We start from the raw sequence: 19,335 nt of genomic DNA on the forward strand, positions 1-19,335 counted from the left end.
TCGGAGACCCGCTCCATGGCCATTCAGCACACCGTCGTCTTCCGCCTCGTCCACGAGGCGGGTTCGACCGAGGAGCGGGACTTCCTCGACACCGGGCGTTCGACGCTCTCATCGATCCCCGGTGTCGAGGGCTTCACGGCCCGCAGGCAGGTGAGTCCGAAGAGCGACCTCGAGCATCAGTTCTCGATGGTGTTCCAGGACGCCGATGCCTACCGGGCGTACAACGAGCACCCCGCGCACACCGCGTTCGTGTCGGAGCGGTGGGTGCCTGAGGTCGCGGCGTTCCAGGAGTACGACTTCACGGAGTGAACCGCGGGGCCGTGGCCTCGCTCAGGAGGCCGAGTCGCGCAGCTTCACCAGGCGCTCGTGCCCGGTCTCCTCGAGCTCGGCGATGTTGTCGCGCGACTTGAGGAAGTCCGAGAACGACCGGTAGCCGAGAGCCTTCTCGCTGAACGACGGATCCATGCGTCGCATGTGCGTCTTCACGGCCGAGCTGTGCAGCCATTCGTCTGCGTCGGCCTTGTCGTGGCCCAAGCGCAGCGCACGCTGCAGCAGTTCGGTCGCCTCGCCCTGTTCGGTGCCCTCGCCCTGCTCGTCGACCTTCGCCGGCGCCTGGGCTGCGGCCTTCGCCTTGGCGGTCTTGGCCGGCTGCCTGGCCTTGGTCTTCACTGCGGGCTCGGGCTCGGCGACGGGCTCGGGGACCTCCGCGGCCACCGGGGCGGGGGCCGCGGCCTTGGTCGGTCGCACGACGCCCGGGAGTGAGTCGTAGGCCTCGAACTCGTCGCACGCGGCGGCCAGCGACTTGGCGGTGGAACCGGCGACGCCGACGCCGATGACGTAGCGGCCCAGGCGCTTGCAGCGCTGCGCGAGCGGCACGTAGTCGCTGTCGCCGGCGACGATCACGACATGCGTGAGGTCGGGCAGACGGAACATGTCTTCGACGGCATCCACGGCCAGGCGGATGTCGGCGCCGTTCTTGGCATAGGCCGCGGCGGGGAACAGCTGCACGAGGTCGACCGCACGCGCGACGAGCTGCGAGCGATACACCGCGTTCACCGGAGACGACCAGTCGGCGTACGCGCGGGTGAGCACCAGAGTGCCGAAGGAGGCGGCGTAATCGATGATCGCGCCGACCTCGATCATCGCGCGGGCGAGCCGCTCGGTGACCTCGGGGTCGGAGGGGTTCTCGGTGATGCGCTGACGGTCTTTGCCGTAGGCGTTGCGTCCGTGCACCCGGTCGTACCAGGAGATGACGATGTTGTCGAAGTCGAGATAGACGGCAACGCGTGCGTCGTGTGCCTCAGCCATTGTGTGCTCCTTCGCCCGGGTACCGCACGCCGATCTGGGCGCGGATCTCGTCGAGAGTGCCCATGATGGCGACGCTCTCGGCGATCGGCAGGATGTCGCCCTCGAGCAGGCCCTCGCGTACGAGGCGCTCGGCGGCATGCGCCTGGTACTCCATGCCCCGACCCGCGACGTCGGAGGCGTACTCCTCGGCGATCGTGCCGTCGGGCAGCACGACGCGGAACGTGGTGGGCGTGTACCACACGCGGTCGATGTCGATGCGGGCCTTCGTGCCGACGATGCTCGCGGCGTTCGGGCCGGCCGCTCTCGACGAAGACAGCGTGGTCGAGAGCGCGCCGCCCTCGTGCGTCATGATCGTCGCGACCTCGGCGTCCGCACCGGTCTCGATGAGACGGCCCGCCGCCTGGATGCTGACCGGTGCGCCGAGGATGTCCCAGACGAACGAGATCGGGTAGATCCCGAGGTCGAGCAGCGCGCCCCCACCGAGTTCGAGGGCGTTCAGGCGATGCGCGGGATCGGACGGGAGGAGCTGCGTGTGGTCGGCGCTCACCGCGCGGATCTCACCGAGTGTGCCGGCGGCGATGATCTCGCGGATGCGGACCATGTGCGGCAGATAGCGCGTCCACATCGCCTCCATCACGAGCAGTCCCCGCTCGGCGGCCAGGCGCTGCAGGTCTTCGGCTTCGCCCCGGTTGAGGGTGAACGCCTTCTCGACCAGGACGTGCTTGCCCGCCTCGAGCGCCAGTCTGGCACCCTCGTGGTGCATCGGGTGCGGCGTGGAGACGTAGATGATGTCGACGTCGGGATCGGCGACGAGAGCCTCGTACGACGGGTGCGCGTGCGCGATGTCGAAGCGGGCGGCGAACGCGTCGGCCGACTCCTGCGAGCGGGAGCCGACGGCGACGAGATCGAGCCCGGCGGTGCGCAGATCGGATGCGAACGCGCCGGCGATGCCGCCGGTCGCGAGGATTCCCCAACGAAGACCAGTCATGGTCTCAGCGTAGAGGGTGCGACCGACAGCCGGGACGATCAGGTCAGAGCCGCGAGCGTGCGCTGCGGCACGAGGGGGAAGACCTGTTCGGCGATCCTCTCCAGCTCCTCGTCGAGCGGTGACGCCTGGATCAGCAGCAGGGTGATACCGGCATCCGCGTAGTCGTGGATGCGTTCGGCGACCTGCTCGGCCGTGCCGACGAGGTTCGGGCGAAGGCCCCTGGTTCCGACCGAGTACTCACGACGAGTGAGCTCGAGCGAGAGCTTCGAGTTGCGCTGGAACTCCTCGAACGACGCGTATCCGGGGGAGTCGGGGTCGACGGTCGTGATGCGGTCGAGCTCGCGCTGCGCCTCGGCTTCGGTGTCGCGGACGATCACGTATGCCGGCATCCCGAACTCGGCGATCGGGCGGCCGTGCAGTCGCTCGGAGCGGGCATTCATGTCGGTGACGTTGGCGCGCACCTCCTCGAGCGTGCCGCCGTGCATCACGTACGCGTCGGCGAAGCCGGCGATCGACTCACGCCCCGCCTCGCTCTCTCCGCCGGCGAAGATCACGGGGTGGGTCGACGGCTTCGGCTCGACGATCGTGCCGTCGAGCGAGTAGTGCGAACCCTCGAACGAGTACGGCGTGTGCTCCCACAGGCCGTTCAGCACCGTCACGAACTCCTCGGCCTGCACGTAGCGCTCGTCATGGGTCGTGAACCGCCCGCCGAACTGTCGGGCCTCCTCGGCCCACCACGCGGCGACGACGTTGAGGGAGACGCGCCCAGGGGCGATCTGATCCAGCGTCCCCACGGTCTTCGCGAGCACCGCCGGCAGGTGGAAACCGGGGCGGACGGCGGTCATGACGCGCAGCCGCTCGGTCACGGCGAGGATGGACGCCGACAGCGACCACGCCTCCAGGCTCGGCGCATCGACGCCCTTGCGGTCGTTGAGGTACAGCTCCGGCACCAGGGTGGTGTGGAATCCGAGACGGTCGGCCTTCACCGACACCTCGCGGATGTACTCCCAGGTCGCGGCCATGCGACCCTCATCGGTGACGTTGCGGAGGAACCCGCCGTACACGGGGGTCCAGTAGCCGAGGTCGATTGCCATGATGGTCCTTGCGTCAGACCAGCGCGAGAGCGCGGTCGAGGTCGGCGATGAGGTCGACGGGATCTTCGAGACCCGCCGACAGACGGATCGTGGTGAGCGAGATGCCTGCGGCGGCCCGCTGCTCGGCGGTGAGGTGCGAATGGGTCATCGACGCCGGATGATTCACCATGCTGCGCGCGTCGCCGATGTTCGCGACCAGGCGGATCACCTGCAGCGAGTCGACCACGCGCGCGACGCTGCCCTGCGTCTCGGCATCCAGGGGGACGGCGAGGTCGAACGAGAAGACCGAGGGCCCTCCCCGCGGCAGGTAGCGCTGGGCGAGCGGATGCCAGCGGTTGCCCTCGAGACCGGGGTGGTGCACGGTCGCGACCGCCGGATGCGCCTGCAGGTGCCGCGCGATCGCGAGCGCTGTGGCCGTCTGCCGCGCCACCCGCAGGTCGAGGGTCTCGACGCCCTGCAGGATCTGCCACGCGTTGAACGGCGAGAGCGAGGGCCCGAGGTCGTGCACGTACTTCGACTTCACCAGCGCCGCGAACGCCTGGCCGCTGCCGAAGCGGTCCCACAGGGTGAAGTCGCCGACGCGTGCGTAGGGCTCGGTGAAGTGCGGCCAGCGCGCGGGCTCGCGGCCGAAGTCGAAGGTGCCCTGGTCGACGACCACACCGCCGAGAGACGTGCCGTGGCCGCTGAGGAACTTGGTCGCGGAGTGCACCACGAAGTCGGCGCCGTGCTCGCCGGGGCGCACGAGATACGGGGTGCCGACGGTGTTGTCGATCACGAGCGGGACGCCTGCGTCGTGCGCGATGTCGGCGACGGCGCGGATGTCGAGGACCTGGGCGATCGGGTTCGCGATCGACTCGGCGAACAGCACGCGCGTCTCGGGACGGATCGCCGCGCGCCAGGCGTCGGGGTCGTCCTGATCGACGAAGGTCACCGGGATGCCGAAATCGTCGAAGGTCTCCTGCAGCAGGTCGACCGTGCCCCCGTACAGCTGGGTGGCGGCGACGATGTGCCCACCGCGCCCCACGAGCGCGAGCAGGGTCACGGCGACCGCCGCCTGTCCCGATGCGACGGCAACCGCCGACGCCCCTCCCTCGAGTGCGGCGATGCGCTCCTCGAGGATCTGCTGGGTCGGGCTGGCGTTGCGGCTGTAGAGGTTTCCGGCGGCGCGCAGCGCGAAGAGGTCTGCGGCGTCGGCGAGCGACGCGAACTCGTACGCGGCGGTCTGGTAGATCGGCGGGACGGCGGTGTTCTGCGGGGTGCCCGGTACGTAGCCGGCCTGGATCTGACGGGTGGAGAACTCGGTCATGCGGTCGCCACCGCCGCCGTCTCGTGCGTGCGGATGATCGCGGCATGCACGTCGCCGACGCGCAGACGCTCGAGCCACTGCACGAGCGCGGCCGCGACGCTGCGGTGCGACTGGTCGTTGAGCGCGTCGTGGAGTCCGTCGACGGTCTCGACGATCTCGAGGTCGGGAACGGCGCGCAGTGCATCGATCAGCTGCGGCAGCGGAGAGACCGCATCGGCGCCGCCGTGGATCGCGAGCACGGGCACATCGATCGCCGCGAGGTCGGCGGGTGCCGGGAGCGGCTCCGCTCGCGCCACATCGACCGCGGTGGCCTCGGCGGCCAGCACACCCAGGTGCAGCGGGCAGGCCGTGCGCTCCTCAGCCGATGGCAGATCGAGTTCGGCATCCACCAGGGTGCCGGCGACGACCGCCGCCTCCACGGAGGCGCCCTGCGCGATGAGGCGCAGCACGGCGGATGCTCCGGCATCCGAGCCGACGAGCACCCGCGGGGTGTCGGCGGTCTCCGACAGCCAGTCGCTCGCGGCATCGGCGTCCTCGTCGAAGACGGCGACGATGTAGCCGTCCGCGCTCAGACGGCGGCCGAATCGCTCGTACACGCCTGCGCGCTCGCCGCGTCCGGTGACGAGGGCCAGCGTGCCGCGAACGCGGGAGGGAGGCGTCCAGAGTGCGGGGGAGGAGGTCGTGGTCATGCCCCCATCCTGTTGTCGGCGGCCCCTGGCCTCAGCCGATATTTCGCAGTGTTGCGATACGTGACCCTCCGCTTCGCGGGCGTTGTGGGCCCCCACGCACCACTCCTACGTTCGCTGTCATGACCCCCCGATCTCGCTTTCCTCTGCTCGCCGCCGCAACGGCCGCGACCCTTGCCCTGGCCGGCTGCGCCGGCGCATCCGCCGCTCCTTCCGACTCGTCCGAGACGACGTCGCTGACCTGGGGCTGGGCACTGCCCACGAGCTGGGATCCGGTGACCTCGACCGCCGGATGGGACACGCATGCGCTCGCGCTGGTCTACGACGGGCTCACTCAGCTCGACACCGAGGGGGAGGTCGTGCCCGGTCTGGCCGAGAGCTGGGAGTACAACGCCGACGGCACGGCGATCACGTTCCACCTGAGAGAAGGGGCGGAGTTCACGGACGGCACGCCCGTGACCGCCGACGCGGTGAAGCAGAGCATCGAACGCGGACGCGATCAGGAGAACTCCACGCTCGCGGGCCAGCTGCGGATCGTCGTCGGCATCGATGTCGACGACGAGCGAACGGTCACCGTCCATCTCGACCAGGCCGACTACCAGGTGCCGTATCTGTTCGCGGGCAAGACGGGCTTCATCGTGAACCCCGCGGCGTTCGACGACGTCACGACACTCGCGACCCAGCCCGAGGGCTCGGGCCCGTTCGCTCTCACCGAGTACGTGCCCAACGCCCATGCCGACCTCGAGAAGAACGAGGACTACTGGAACGCGGAGCACATCTTCATCGACGACTTCTCGATCGTCCCCGTCACGGATCCTGCGACGGTCGTGGCCGGTGTGAACTCGGGGCAGTGGGATGTCGCGCAGGTCCCACCGGCCCAGGTCGCCGGCGCGGAGGCGGCGAACCTGGAGGTCGAGACGATCAGGGCTCTGACAGTGAGGGCACTCGACGTCGACAGCACCGTCGCACCGTTCGATGACCAGCGCGTGCTCCAGGCCATCAGTCATGCCACGGACAGGCAGGCGCTCGTGGATGCCGCGTACTTCGGGCAGGGCACGCCGAACTGGCAGCCGTTCCCCGAGGGCTACGTCGCACACAGCCCGGAACTCGACGACCTGTACCCCCACGATGTGGAGGCCGCCAGACAGCTTCTCGCCGAAGCCGGTCACCCTGACGGGCTGACGATCACCCTGTCGCTGACCGAAGACGACACGGCGCTCGCCGAGGTGCTGCAGGCGCAGTGGGCGGAGGCCGGAATCGATGTCACCCTGAACGTCCTTCCTGCGGCAGCCGTCGCCCAGAACTACGTGCAGCGCACCCTGCCGTTCGTGCTCGACAGCTACTCGGGCCGCCAGTCGCCGCTCCAGGGACTCGAGGTGCTCTACGGCACCGAGGGCCTGATGAACCTGGGCCGCCAGACACCACCCGAGCTCACCGAGGCGATCGATGCGGCGAGAGCCACGCCCACGGATGCCGACGATTACGCCGAGAAGATCCAGGATGCCGTCGAGATCGGTGTGGAGCTGCAGCCGAACACGTTCCTCTTCAGCTGGCCGCGGATCCTCGTGCACCCCGAGACGGTGACCGGCATCCGGCACTGGCTCGACGTGCAGCGCTGGGAAGACGTCAAGGTCGAGGGCTGAGCAGACCATGTCGACAGTGACCGCCGAGAAGCTCGCAGCGCCCGAGCGTGACGACGGGGCCGCACGCCCCAGCGCGTGGCCCGCACTGAGGGTGATCCTCGCAACCCTCGTCACGGCGGTCACCGTCTTCCTCCTCGCGACCTTCGCGACCTTCGCCCTCGGGGCCGCGAGCGGTTCGAATCCCGCGGCTGTCGCTCTGGGAGAGGTCGCCACGCAGGCCGACGTCGACCGGTTGAATCACCAGTTCGGTCTCGACCGACCCTTCCTCGTGCGATATGTCGACTGGATCTCGGGGGCTGTCACGGGCGATCTCGGCACCTCGTGGTTCACGAGCATCCCGGTCGCAGACAGCATCGCCCAGGCCTTCCCCGTCAGTCTGTCGATCGCGGCGGGGGCGACGCTGTTCGCGCTCGTCTTCGGATTCACCGGCGGCGTGCTCGCCGCCGTCACCCGCGGAGGAGCGATCGATCGGGTGGTGACCGCGTTCAGCACGATCGCCGCCACGGTGCCCGCGTTCGTCGCCGCGATCGCACTGATCCTGCTCTTCTCCCACGCGATCCCGATCTTCCCTGTCGCCGGATACACGCCACCGGAGAAGGACCTGGGAGCGTGGCTGGTCTGCCTCGTCCTGCCGTCGATCGCTCTGAGTCTGGACGCGGGAGCCGACGTCGCCAGGCAGCTGCGGACTTCGCTCGTCGGCACTCTGGGGGAGAACTTCATCATCGGGGCACGGGTCCACGGGCTCGGCCCCGCGCGCATCGTGTTCCGACACGCGCTGCCCATCGCCTCGGGCCCCGCACTCTCCGCTCTCGGCGTGCACGCACCGCGCCTGGTCGGCGGAGCGGTCATCACCGAGGTGATCTTCGGAATGCCGGGACTCGGGCAGCTCGCCAACCGTGCCGCCCTGCAAGGGGACGTGCCCGTCGTGCAGGGCGTGCTCCTGGTGACGATCGCGATGATCGTGATCGTGGGGGCTGTGCTCAACATCGTGATCTCCCGCACCGGCGGTACCGAAAGGAGCGCCGCATGAGCGTCATCGCATCGTCGGCCGCTGTGAGACTGTGGCGCGGCGGATGGAGCGTCAGGATCGCACTACTCGTGCTGGTCGGCGTGGCCCTGCTCGCCGTCGCCGGCCCGGCCCTCGCACCACAGGATCCGCTCGCGCAGAACGCGTCGGCCGCGCTGCAGGAGCCGAGCCTCGCCCACCTCCTCGGTACTGACTATCTCGGCAGGGACGTGCTCTCGCGGCTGTTCGCCGGGGCACCGGCATCACTCATCAGCGCCGTCGCCGCCGCGCTCATCGGTCTCGTGCTCGGAGCGGTGCCAGGAGCCCTCAGCGCTTTCGTGCCGAGGTTCGCCGAGTGGTTCTCGCTGCGCATCGTCGACGCGCTCCTCGCGCTGCCGTTCATCCTGTTCGCGATCGTCTTCGCTGCGCTGCTGGGCAACGGCCTCGTGCAGGCGACGCTCGCGATCGGCATCCTGGTCGCCCCCGGATTCTTCCGCATCGCGCGCGCTGCCACTCTGCGGGTACGCGACTCCCCGTACATCGACGCGGCGGGCTATCTGGGCGCCTCCGCCTGGTGGATCCTGCGGCGGCATGTCTGGCGGCAGGTCGCGCCCAATCTGGTTGTCGCATCCGTCTCGGCACTCGGCGGCGCACTCCTCGCCGTCGCGTCGCTCACCTTCCTCGGCATCGGGGTGCAGCCGCCGGCGCCGACCTGGGGAGGGATGCTGTCGAGCGACCTCGGGTACCTCGGCCAGCGGCCGTGGGGTCCGCTGGCTCCGGCGCTCGCGATCATCGTCACCGTCGGCGCTCTCAACGTGGTCGCCGACGCGGCGCGAGACGTGCTCGGAGCGGCGGCGGTCGCGCCCACGAAGCGGAAGGCGGTCGCGCATGTCTGACACCGGGTCGATGATCATCGCTACGCGCGGCACCGAAGTCCGCACAGCCGTCGTGCACGGATCGCCACTCCACCCCTCCTTCGACGAGGCCTCGCTCGCTCGCCCGACCACGGCTGCGGTCGCGGATCTCGTGATCACCGCCTCTGACGGCACGGAACTCGTGCACGGCGTCACGGCGTCGGTCCGTCCGGGCGAGGCGCTGGGCATCGTCGGCGAGTCGGGAAGCGGCAAGACCCTCACCTGCCGCGCTCTGCTCGGCATCCTGCCCGCGGGCCTCGAGGTGACCGGCGGAACCGTGCAGGTCGCCGGGATCGATCTCACCGAGGCGGACGAACGCGCGTGGCGTCGGGTGCGCGGCACCCACATCGGTGCGGTGTTCCAGGACCCGGCCTCGTATCTGAACCCGGCGATCCCCGTCGGCGCGCAGCTCGAGGAGACACTGAGGGTCGCCGCCTCCCTGGGGCGTCGTCAGGCCAGAGAACGCGCGCGCGAGCTGCTCGACGACCTCGGCATACGCCGGGTCGACCTGGTGCTGCGTCAGCGTGTCGCCCAGCTGTCGGGCGGGATGCTCCAGCGCGTCCTCATCGCGATGGCGCTCGCGGCCGACCCCGCGGTGCTGATCGCGGACGAGGCGACGACCGCGCTCGATGTCACCGTGCAGGCGGAACTGCTCGAGCTCCTCAGCCGTCTGCGCAGGGAACGCGACCTCGCGCTCATCCTGGTCTCGCACGATCTCGCCGTCGTCGCTCAGGTCTGCGAGCGCGTGCAGGTCTTCAGAGACGGACGCGTCGTCGAGGCGGGCGCCACGTCGCGGGTTCTGCGAGCACCTGCGCATGCCTACACGCGGGAGCTGCTCAGTGCGCATGCCGCCTACGGACTCGAGAGGTTCCTCGCATGACGGTTCCGATTCTCGAACTCGAAGACCTCACGGTCGACTACGGCCGCGTGCGGGTGCTCGATCGCATCTCGCTCACCGTGCGCCCCGGTGAGGTCGTCGGCGTGGTCGGCGAATCGGGCTCCGGCAAGACGACGCTCGCCAAGGCCGTGCTGCGTGCGGTCGACCCCTCTGCCGGATCGCGCCTCGTCGTGGACGGTCGCGACGTCACGCGGCTTCGCGGCGGCGCTCTGCGAGCCTGGCGGCGCGGCGGTGCGGTGCAGTACGTGTTCCAGGATCCGCTCCGATCTCTGGATCCGGGGGTCCGCGTCGCAGACTCGATCGTCGAGGGACTCCGCATCGCGGGTGTTCCCGCTGCCGATGCCGCACGTCGTCGCGCGGCGGCCCTCACCGCGGTCGGTCTCGACGAGGAGCTGATCGCGCGCCTGCCTGCCGGCCTCTCCGGCGGTCAGCGTCAGCGTGCGGCGATCGCCCGCGCCTTGGTCGTCGAGCCCCGGCTGCTGCTGCTCGACGAGCCGGTCAGCGCTCTCGATGCGGCGAGCCGCGACCGGGTCGTGCAGGCGCTCATCGCATTGCGCGACGCGCGCGGACCAGAGCTCGCCATGCTGGTGATCTCGCACGACATCGGATCGCTCGCCGCGATGAGCGACCGGCTGATCGTGCTCGACCATGGACGCATCGTCGAAGACGGACCCACCCGCCGTGTGATCTCACGCCCCGAACATCCGTACACCCGGCTGCTGATCGACTCCGTTCCCCTCATCCATACGCCTCGGGCGAACCGCCCGTCGCCCGCCCCCGTCAGGAGCTGACACATGCCCATCGAACTGCTCGGAATGATCGCCACGACCGCCGGATCGGAGTCGAAGGCCGTGGAAGGGCCGGCCGTCGATGCGGCCTATGTGCGCGAGTTCTCCCGCGCCCACGAGGAGGCGGGTTTCGACCGCGTCCTGATCGGCTACAGCGCGAGCTCGCCGGACGGCTTCGCGGTCGCGGCGGCGGCGCTGCACTCGACTGAACGGCTGAAGGTGCTCATCGCCCATCGGCCGGGATTCGTCGCACCGACCGTCGTGGCCCGCAAACTCGCGACTCTGGATCATCTCACCGGCGGCGGCCGGGTCGCGATCCACCACATCAGCGGTGGCAGCGAGGCCGATCAGCGCAGGGACGGCGACTTCAGCGACAAGTCCGACCGCTACCGGCGCACGGGCGAGTTCATCGAGGTGCTCCGCCGCACGCTCGCATCCGACGAGCCGTTCGACTATCACGGCGACTTCTATCGGGTCGAGGGCGCGTTCTCCGCCGTGAAGCCCGCGACGGATGCGGGAATCCCGGTGTTCTTCGGGGGGCTGTCCGAGGGCGCGGTCGAGGTGGGAGCCAAGGGCGCCGACGTCTACATGCTCTTCGGCGAGCCGCTCGCAGACGTTGCGGAACACATCCGCACCATTCGCGCGGCGGCAGCGCGCGAGGGCCGAACCGTCGAGTTCAGTCTGTCGACCAGGCCGATCATCGGGGCCACCGAAGACGAGGCCTGGAAGAAGGCCGAGCGCATCTACGCAGAGACCGAGGCCGTGATCGCGAGCCGGGCTTCGGGCAGCACCCTCACGTTCGCCCGTCCGGCGCAGCAGGAGCCCGTTCCGGTGTCCGCCGACCGCCTGCAGCAGGCCGCACGGCGGGGAGACGTGCACGACGAGCGGCTATGGCTCGGCATCACGAGGCTCACGGGCCCGGCCGGCAACTCGACGGCACCCGTCGGCACGCCCGAGCAGGTGGCCGAAGCGCTGCTCAAGTACTACGACCTGGGCGTGACGCGCTTCCTCATCCGCGGGTTCGACCCGCTCGGCGACGTGCGCGAGTGGGGTGCTGAACTCGTTCCCGCGCTGCGAGAGGGAGCGCGGCTCCGTGACGAGGCACAGGCCGCGCAGCGCGAGGAGCGGGTCGCCTGACGGCCGATCCAGCTACGGAATCAGCACGATCTTGCCCGAGGCGGCGCCGGACTCCACGAGCTCGTGGGCCTGCGCCGCTTCGGCGAGGGGAAGCTCGGGACCGAGCTCGATCGTGAAGTCACCCGCCGCGAGCAGGTCGACGGTCGCCGCGAGGGCCTCGGCGCGCCAGGCGAGCTCCTGGTCGGTGAGCGGCACGGGGGAGCCGCCCGAGAAGGCGCGGATGCCGAAGGATGCGGCGTCGGGTCCGCGCACGATCGTCGCGATGCGGTCGCGGTCGGAGACGAGCTCGAGTGACGTCTCGATGGCCTCGTCGGTGCCCGCACAGTCGAGCGCGACGGTCACGCCGCCCGGAGCCGCCTCGCGGACGCGTTCGAGCAGCCCCTCGCCGTACGCGACCGGAATCGCGCCGAGCTCGCGCAGCTGATCATGGCGCGCGGGGCGGGCGGTGGCGATCACGGTGGCGCCCCAGGCGACGGCGAACTGCACGGCCGCCTGACCGACGGAGCCCGAGCCGCCGTGCACGAGCAGCACGTCGCCTCCTGTGACGCCGAGCGAGCGGAGTGCCTGGTACGCGGTGCCGGCGGGGATGCCGACGCCGGCACCCTCCGATGCCGTCACCGAATCGGGGAGGGCGACGAGCTTCTCGACCGGCACGGCGAGCAGGCTCGAGTAGGTGCCGACGGTGTCGCGGATCGCCACGCGGTCGCCGACCGCGAACGCGTCGACGTCGTCGCCGAGGGATTCGATCACGCCTGCGCCGTCGAAGCCCACTCCACGCGGTTCGGTGATGGGCGGCGACGGGCGCTTGGCCCCGCGGAGCTTGGCATCGATCGGGTTCACGCCTGCGGCCTCGATCCGCACGACGGCCTCGCCGCTGAGGGCGATCGGATCGGGCACCTCGATCAGGTGCAGCACGTCAGGGGAACCGAACTCTGTGTAGACGATCGCGCGAGCCATGCCCTCAGGCTACCCCCGTGTGGACAGCACCTTCATGATGCGCTGCGGCGAGACGGGCTGAGCCGTGCCGAGTCGCTGCGCGAACACGCTCACGCGATACTCCTCGAGCAGCCAGCGCGTCTCGAAGAGCGCAGGCGAGGCATTCGGAGCAAGAGGGATCGTGCCCCCGGCATCCTCGAACACCGTCGCCATGCGCTCGAACTCGCTCATCCGGGTGCGATCCTTGCCGGGTTCGCTCGCCAGGGTCTTCAGCCGATCGAGCATCCCGTCGAGGTAGCGGGGGAAGTGCGCGAGGCGCTCGACGCCCGCCGCCGAGACGAACCCCGGGTGCAGCAGGCCCGAGAGCTGGGTGCGGATGTCGTTCAGCGGCCCGAGCAGCGCGAGCGAGTTCTGCGACTTGATGCCGCGTTCGACGTCACGCGTCGTGGTGAGGATGCGGGCGACGAGCGACACGCAGGCGAACAGCTCGTCGACGAGGGACGCGGACACGGCGTCGCGCACGCGCACGAACTCGGCTTCGGTGCGGATGATGCCGCCCGGATGCGCCCTGTCGATCAGGTTCTGCACCACGGCGGCGCGGCAGTCCTCGATAAGTGCCGCGGCAGACTGGTAGGGCGACGCGGCGAGCGCGAGCTTCTCCTGACTCGTGAGGTGCTGCTGCACGTACGACGACGGCGACGGCACGCCGAGCAGCACGAGTCGCCGGACGCCTGCGCGGGTGGCCGCGGCCGCCGCATCCGCGGTGGACTCCACGCGCACCGAGACGGACTTGCCCTGATCGACGATCGCCGGATAGCCGCGGACGACGCCGCCGGCGACGCGTGTGTCGAGCACCTCGGGCAGGTCGCCGAAGGTCCAGGTGGTGAGACCGTCCCTCTCGATCGAGGCGGCGACGGCGGCGGGTTGCGGTCCCTTCGAGGGGCCGGGGCGGCGGGGAGGCGCCGCGATCGATCGGGCCACACTGCTGCGTGCCCGGTCGGCGAGCTCGGCCTGCAGCGCGCTGAGGTCGCGGTTCGACCCCGCGACGCGCCCGCGCTCGTCGACGGCACGGAAGTTCATGCGCAGGTGGGCAGGTACCCGGTCGTCCTCGAAGTCCGCCGCGGAGACGAGCTGGTTCGCGAGCGGCTGGATCAGGCGCGCGAGTGCCTCCTTGAGCGTGCGGGCGGGCAGTCCTCCGTGAGACTCGGGGCCTTCTCCGGTGAGCTCGGCGCCGAACCTGTCTGCCCAGTCCGCGGCGGGGACCACGTGCCGGCGGATCGCCTTCGGCAACGCGCGGAGGAGGCCGGTGACGAGTTCTGCGCGCAGACCGGGGACCTGCCAGTCGAAACCGCGATCCTCGATCTGCGCGAGCAGGGGGAGCGGGATCACGACGCTCACGCCGTCGTCGGCTGCGCCCGGTTCGAACCGGTACGCGAGTCCGAGCACCTGATCTCCCTGGGTCCACCGGGTGGGGAACTCGTTCTGATCGGCACGGCTGTCGTCGTCGAGCAGATCGGCCTCGCGCATCACGAGCAGCTTGGGGGTCGTGCCGAGCTGCTCGCGCCACCATTTCTCGAACGAGCGCACGTCGAAGACGCCGGCGGGGATGCGCTCGTCGTAGAAGCGGAAGACGGCCTCGTCGCCGGCGAGGATGTCGCGGCGGCGTTCGCGCTCCTCGAGCTTCTCGAGGCGCTTGCGCAGCTCGGCGTTGCTGCGCCAGAACGCGCTCACGCGCTTGTCGATGCGCGTCGGATCCCACTCGCCCTCGACGAGCGCGTGGCGCACGAACATCTCGCGCGAGGCGGCCCGGTCGATGCGCGCGAACTGCACGCGGCGACGGGGGATGATCTCCACCCCGAACAGCGTCACCTTCTCGTAGGCGACGGCGGCCCCTGCGTCCTTCGACCAGTGCGGCTCGGTGACCTGACGTTTCGCGAGGTCACCGGCGAGCGCCTCGGCCCACGCGGGGTCGATCGCGGCGACCGTGCGCGCGTAGGTGCGCGAGGTCTCGACGATCTCTGCTGCCATGACCGCCTGCGGGGCCTTCTTGCGCAGGGCCGATCCGGGGAAGATCGAGAAGCGGATGCCGCGGGCGCCGCGGTACTCGGCCTGACGGCGCTTCGCATCCTTCGGCGGGGTCTTGCTCTGGCCGCGGGCGGGGGTGTTGCGCTCGTCGAGGATGCCGATCTGCGAGAGCAATCCGGCCAGCAGGGCGCGGTGGATCGCATCCGGATCCGCGGTGCCGGCACCGCGGGCGTTCTTGTCCTTCACCAGCGATCGCAGCTGGCGGTGCACGTCGAACCACTCGCGCACCCGCACGTAGTTGAGGTGCTCGGAGCGGCAGAGTCGGCGGAAGGCGCTCGAGCCGAGCTCGCGCTGCTGCTCCCTGAGGTGGTTCCAGAGGTTCAGGATCGAGAGGAAATCGCTCGTCGGGTCGGCGAAGCGTGCGTGCATCCGATCCGCCTCGTCGCGCACGCTCTGAGGGGCATCCTGCGACGGCCGCTCACGGACGTCCTGGATCGACATCCCCGCGACGATCGCGAGGACGTCGCGGGTGACGTCGGCTCCGCCCGGGCGGCCCGCCTCGATGAGCATGCGGGCGAACCGCGGATCGATCGGGATGCGCGAGATGTCGCGGCCGATGCGGGTGAGACGGGGCGAATCGCCGCTGCCGGTCACCGCGCCGAGCTCGGTGAGCAGGTCGACGGCGGCCTTCACGCCGCGCGAATCGGGAGGGGTGAGGAACGGGAACGCCGTGATGTCGCCGAAGCCGAGCGACAGCATCTGCAGGATGACCGACGCGAGTGACGTGCGCAGGATCTCGGGCTCGGTGAACTCCGCGCGCTTGTCGAAGTCCTCTTCGCTGTAGAGGCGGATCGCGATGCCGTCGCTCGTGCGACCGGCGCGACCGGAGCGCTGGTTCGCCGAGGCCTGTGAGATCGCCTCGATCGGCAGCCGCTGCACCTTCGACCGATTGCTGTAGCGCGAGATGCGCGCGGTGCCGGTGTCGATGACATAGCGGATGCCGGGCACGGTGAGGCTGGTCTCGGCGACGTTCGTGGCGAGCACCACGCGGCGGCGCACGCCGGCGACCCGGCTCTTCTCGAACACCCGGTGCTGCTCCGCCGCCGAGAGCCGTCCGTAGAGCGGCAGCACCTCGGTGGGGGAGCGGTCCTTTGAGTACGCGCCGCGCACGGCATCCGCCGCATCCCTGATCTCGGCCTCGCCGGGGAGGAACACGAGCACGTCGCCCGGCTCTTCCCTGTCGAGCTCACGCAGTGCCGCGACGATCGCGGTCACCTCGTCGGACTCCTCGGTCTCCTCCGTCTGCGCGCGGTAGCGGATCTCGACCGGGAAGGTGCGCCCCGACACCTCGATGACCGGTGCGGGCTCGCCCTCCGGCGCGGCGAAGTGCCGGGCGAAGCTCTCGGGGTCGATCGTGGCCGACGTGATGATGACCTTGAGGTCGGGGCGCTCCGGAAGGATGCGCACCAGATACCCGAGCAGGAAGTCGACGTTGAGGGAGCGCTCGTGCGCCTCGTCGATGATGATCGTGTCGTACCGGCGCAGCAGTCGATCGCGGTGGATCTCGTTCAACAGGATGCCGTCGGTCATCAGCGCGATGCGCGTCTCATCCGAGACCTTGTCGGTGAAGCGCACCTTGTATCCGACGAGCGTGCCGAGCTCCACCTGCAGTTCCTCGGCCACGCGCTCCGCGATCGTGCGGGCGGCCAGGCGGCGGGGCTGGGTGTGCGCGATGCGCTCGCGTCCGAGGTCGAGGCAGATCTTCGGCAGCTGCGTCGTCTTGCCCGACCCCGTCGCGCCGGCGACGATGACGACCTGGTTGTCGCGGATGGCGTCGGCGATCTCGTCCCGGGCGGCGCTGACGGGCAGCTCGGGAGGATAGATGATCACGGGGGAGGGCATAGACCTCCCATCGTACGATTCATCCGTGAGCACTGTGTCGACGACCCTCCCCGCAACGCGGTGGTTCCACGAGTTCGGGCGGGCTCCCCGCATCCTCGGCCTCGATGTCGCGAGAGGTCTCGCGATCCTCGGCATGGCCGGGGCGCACAACGGTGAGACCGAGGCGTTCGATCCGTTCGACTTGTCGACGTGGACCGACCTCGTGCACGGGCGCTCATCGATCCTGTTCGCCGTGCTCGCGGGCATATCGATCGCGCTGATGACGGGGCGCAGCACTCTGCCCGCCCCCGAGCGCATGCCGACGATCCGTCTGCAGCTCGTCGGGCGCGGTGCGGTGATCTTCGTGATCGGACTCGCGCTCGAGATGCTGAACACCCCGATCGCGGTGATCCTCACCCTGTACGGGCTGCTGTACGTCGCCGTCATCCCGTTCCTGCGGTGGCAGCCGTGGAAGCTGCTGCTCGCCGCAGGCATCCTCGCGCTCGCGGCGCCGACCGTGCTGGCACTGCTCGCCGCCCTGACCCTCAACCCGTACGGCGCCGGCATCAGTCTGGTGCTGTACGGCTCGTACCCGATCACGGCCTGGCTCGCGTTCGTGCTCGCCGGCATGGCCCTCGGGCGTCTGCACGTCGAGAAGCTCGAGACCGCCGCGATCGCGCTCGGTGCGGGCGTCGGCCTCATGGTCGTCGGCTACGGGCTCGGCCTCGTCGGAGCGGTCGCGGGCCTCACCGGCTCGATGTCCGAGGGCAGCTGGACCTCGGCGTCCGGATGGAGCACGTACCCCGATGCGCTCGCCTCGGCGGATCCGGGAGGCGCGGTGCTCCGAGCGATCTTCGGAGTCGATCCGCATTCCGGTGGCACGGCGGAGATCCTGGGGTCCGGAGGCTTCGCCCTGTGCGTCGTCGCGCTGTGCGTGCTGCTCAGCGGGCCCCTGCGCTGGGTGCTGCTGCCCCTGGGGGCTCTCGGATCCATGCCGTTGACGGCATACAGTGCTCACGTGCTCTCGGTCGCGCTGATCGGCGGCCCGGGCGGCTTCTTCACGAGCAACGGCTTCTGGGCGGTGACGGCGCTGTGCCTGCTCCTCGCGACGACGCTGTGGTCGATCCTGTTCGGTCGAGGCCCGCTCGAACGACTGGTGGGGTGGGCGGCGGCGCGGATGGCTTCGGCGCCGGCCGGCCCGCCTGTCATCACAGGGTCGTAGGGTGGAATCATGACGATTCCTGCACTCGAACTGAACGACGGCCACTCCATCCCACAGCTCGGCTACGGGGTGTTCAAGGTTCCGGCCGATGAGACAGAGCGGGCCGTGAGCGAGGCGCTCGAGATCGGGTACCGCCACATCGACACCGCTGCCATCTACGGCAACGAAGAGGGCGTCGGCGCGGCCATCGCCTCCTCCGGCATCGCCCGCGACGAGCTCTTCATCACCACCAAGCTCTGGAACGACCGCCACCACGACGACGAGCCGAACGCGGCGATCGCCGAGAGCCTCGAGAAGCTCGGGCTCGACGTCGTCGACCTGTACCTCGTGCACTGGCCGACCCCCGCGAAGGACGACTACGTGCACGCCTTCGCGAAGCTCATCGAGCTGCGCGAGGCCGGTCTCACCCGCAGCATCGGCGTCTCGAACTTCCTCGTGCCGCACCTCGAGCGCGTGGTCGCCGAGACGGGCGTGACCCCCGCGGTCAACCAGATCGAGCTGCACCCGGCCTACCAGCAGCGCGACGTCGTCTCCTGGGCGACCGAGCACGGCATCCGCATCGAGTCGTGGGGTCCGCTCGGACAGGGCAAGTACGACCTCTTCGGCACCCCGGCGATCGCCGAGGCCGCTGCCGCCCACGGCGTGACCCCCGCGCAGGCGGTGCTGCGCTGGCACCTGCAGAAGGGCTTCATCGTCTTCCCGAAGTCCGTGCGCGCCGAGCGCCTGCGCGAGAACCTCGACGTGTTCGGGTTCGAGCTGACGGATGCCGAGATCGCCTCGATCGACGCTCTCGACCCGCTCGACGGGTCGGGCCGTGTCGGCTCGCACCCGGACGACGTCAACTGAGACGCTCCGCTTCGGCAGATGACGCCCCGTGTCGCTCCTCGCGACACGGGGCGTCGTCGTGAGTAGCGTCAACGGCATGACAGCTCCCTATCGCGTCGTCGCCGTGTCCGGCTCTCTGCACGAGCCCAGCAAGACCACGGCACTCGTCCGTGCGATCGCCGCGGCCGTCGCCGAGCGTGCCGAGGTCGAGCTCGAGGTCATCGAGCTCACCGACATCGGCCCCTCGCTCGCGGGAGCGCTGCGCCGCGACCAGCTTCCGGCGGGCATCGAGGAGAAGCTGCTGGCCATCGAGGCGGCAGACCTGCTCATCGTCGGCAGCCCCGTCTACCGGGCCTCGTTCACGGGCCTGTTCAAGCACCTGTTCGACTTCGTCGGCCAGTACGAGCTCGTCGGCAAGCCTGTGCTGCTCGCGGCGACCGGCGGCGGCGAGCGTCACGCGCTCATCATCGAGCACCAGCTGCGCCCGCTGTTCGCGTTCTTCCAGGCGCTGACCCTGCCCTTGGGTGTCTACGCCAGCGACACGGACTTCGACGGCTACGTGATCGCGTCCGACGTGCTTCACGCACGCATCGCGCTCGCGGCGGAACGGGCCCTGCCGCTCGTCGGTTACGCGGCCTCGCGGCCCGCGGAGCAGCTCCTCGTCTCCTGATCTCCGGG

At 70.0% G+C, this 19,335-nt stretch carries 17 protein-coding genes; 10 read left to right on the top strand and 7 right to left on the bottom strand.

Features of this window, described 5'->3' with window-relative positions; genetic code table 11:
- Window positions 1–15 precede the first annotated feature (15 nt).
- Window positions 16–309 carry a Dabb family protein gene (locus ACTJKH_RS02335; protein ID WP_440735598.1) on the top strand — a complete coding sequence of 98 codons (294 nt, stop codon included), beginning with the start codon at window positions 16–18 and terminating at the stop codon, window positions 307–309.
- A 21-nt stretch (window positions 310–330) separates the two neighbouring features.
- Here ACTJKH_RS02335 and ACTJKH_RS02340 read toward each other — a convergent pair whose 3' ends face one another.
- The 5 genes from ACTJKH_RS02340 to ACTJKH_RS02360 are packed head-to-tail and all read right to left on the bottom strand — an operon-like array spanning window position 331 to window position 5,385.
- Window positions 331–1,308 (bottom strand): NYN domain-containing protein, encoded by a 978-nt coding sequence (locus ACTJKH_RS02340; protein WP_440735599.1) that lies wholly within the window; start codon window positions 1,306–1,308, stop codon window positions 331–333.
- Window positions 1,301–2,296 (bottom strand): Gfo/Idh/MocA family protein, encoded by a 996-nt coding sequence (locus ACTJKH_RS02345; protein ID WP_440735600.1) that lies wholly within the window; start codon window positions 2,294–2,296, stop codon window positions 1,301–1,303. The genes ACTJKH_RS02340 and ACTJKH_RS02345 overlap by 8 nt, the downstream gene beginning before the upstream one ends.
- A 38-nt stretch (window positions 2,297–2,334) precedes the next feature.
- Window positions 2,335–3,390 (bottom strand): LLM class flavin-dependent oxidoreductase, encoded by a 1,056-nt coding sequence (locus ACTJKH_RS02350; RefSeq protein WP_440735601.1) that lies wholly within the window; start codon window positions 3,388–3,390, stop codon window positions 2,335–2,337.
- A gap of 13 nt (window positions 3,391–3,403) precedes the next feature.
- Complete coding sequence (locus ACTJKH_RS02355) at window positions 3,404–4,696, bottom strand: O-acetylhomoserine aminocarboxypropyltransferase/cysteine synthase family protein (protein ID WP_440735602.1); 1,293 nt, start codon at window positions 4,694–4,696, stop codon at window positions 3,404–3,406.
- Window positions 4,693–5,385, bottom strand: a complete 693-nt coding sequence (locus ACTJKH_RS02360) for an alpha/beta hydrolase (protein ID WP_440735603.1) — start codon at window positions 5,383–5,385, stop codon at window positions 4,693–4,695. The genes ACTJKH_RS02355 and ACTJKH_RS02360 overlap by 4 nt, the downstream gene beginning before the upstream one ends.
- Window positions 5,386–5,504: 119 nt before the next feature.
- On the opposite strand from ACTJKH_RS02360, the gene ACTJKH_RS02365 reads away from it, so the two are divergent.
- Genes ACTJKH_RS02365 through ACTJKH_RS02390 form a run of 6 tightly spaced genes read left to right on the top strand, consistent with a single transcriptional unit; the run spans window position 5,505 to window position 11,768 of the window.
- Entirely contained in the window at window positions 5,505–7,025 is a 1,521-nt protein-coding gene (locus ACTJKH_RS02365; RefSeq protein WP_440735604.1) for an ABC transporter substrate-binding protein, read from the top strand.
- A 7-nt stretch (window positions 7,026–7,032) separates the two neighbouring features.
- Entirely contained in the window at window positions 7,033–8,055 is a 1,023-nt protein-coding gene (locus tag ACTJKH_RS02370) for an ABC transporter permease (protein WP_210098531.1), read from the top strand.
- Window positions 8,052–8,927, top strand: coding sequence for an ABC transporter permease (locus ACTJKH_RS02375; protein ID WP_440735605.1), 876 nt, complete (start codon window positions 8,052–8,054; stop codon window positions 8,925–8,927). Before ACTJKH_RS02370 ends, ACTJKH_RS02375 begins: the two co-directional genes overlap by 4 nt.
- Window positions 8,920–9,825, top strand: coding sequence for an ATP-binding cassette domain-containing protein (locus ACTJKH_RS02380; protein ID WP_440735606.1), 906 nt, complete (start codon window positions 8,920–8,922; stop codon window positions 9,823–9,825). Before ACTJKH_RS02375 ends, ACTJKH_RS02380 begins: the two co-directional genes overlap by 8 nt.
- Window positions 9,822–10,634 carry an ABC transporter ATP-binding protein gene (locus ACTJKH_RS02385; protein WP_440735607.1) on the top strand — a complete coding sequence of 271 codons (813 nt, stop codon included), beginning with the start codon at window positions 9,822–9,824 and terminating at the stop codon, window positions 10,632–10,634. Before ACTJKH_RS02380 ends, ACTJKH_RS02385 begins: the two co-directional genes overlap by 4 nt.
- Window positions 10,635–10,637: 3 nt before the next feature.
- A complete protein-coding gene (locus ACTJKH_RS02390) occupies window positions 10,638–11,768 on the top strand; it encodes an LLM class flavin-dependent oxidoreductase (protein ID WP_440735608.1) in 1,131 nt (376 codons plus the stop codon).
- Window positions 11,769–11,780: 12 nt separating this feature from the next.
- Here the strand turns inward: ACTJKH_RS02390 and ACTJKH_RS02395 are convergent, their stop codons facing one another.
- Both ACTJKH_RS02395 and hrpA read right to left on the bottom strand, forming a co-directional pair.
- Complete coding sequence (locus ACTJKH_RS02395; protein WP_440735609.1) at window positions 11,781–12,725, bottom strand: quinone oxidoreductase family protein; 945 nt, start codon at window positions 12,723–12,725, stop codon at window positions 11,781–11,783.
- Window positions 12,726–12,734: 9 nt separating this feature from the next.
- Window positions 12,735–16,631, bottom strand: a complete 3,897-nt coding sequence (hrpA, locus tag ACTJKH_RS02400; protein ID WP_440735610.1) for an ATP-dependent RNA helicase HrpA — start codon at window positions 16,629–16,631, stop codon at window positions 12,735–12,737.
- Between the two features lie 25 nt (window positions 16,632–16,656).
- Here hrpA and ACTJKH_RS02405 point away from each other — a divergent pair, with 25 nt between their 5' ends.
- From ACTJKH_RS02405 to msuE, 3 genes are all read left to right on the top strand, one after another.
- Window positions 16,657–17,832, top strand: coding sequence for a heparan-alpha-glucosaminide N-acetyltransferase domain-containing protein (locus ACTJKH_RS02405; protein WP_440735611.1), 1,176 nt, complete (start codon window positions 16,657–16,659; stop codon window positions 17,830–17,832).
- 9 nt (window positions 17,833–17,841) lie between these two features.
- Window positions 17,842–18,678, top strand: a complete 837-nt coding sequence (locus ACTJKH_RS02410; RefSeq protein WP_259161987.1) for an aldo/keto reductase — start codon at window positions 17,842–17,844, stop codon at window positions 18,676–18,678.
- Window positions 18,679–18,754: 76 nt separating this feature from the next.
- Window positions 18,755–19,327, top strand: coding sequence for an FMN reductase (gene msuE, locus ACTJKH_RS02415; protein ID WP_440735612.1), 573 nt, complete (start codon window positions 18,755–18,757; stop codon window positions 19,325–19,327).
- Window positions 19,328–19,335: the final 8 nt, after the last annotated feature.

Origin of the sequence: Microbacterium sp. 22215, assembly GCF_052045655.1 — a bacterium.
Taxonomy (GTDB): domain Bacteria; phylum Actinomycetota; class Actinomycetes; order Actinomycetales; family Microbacteriaceae; genus Microbacterium; species Microbacterium phyllosphaerae.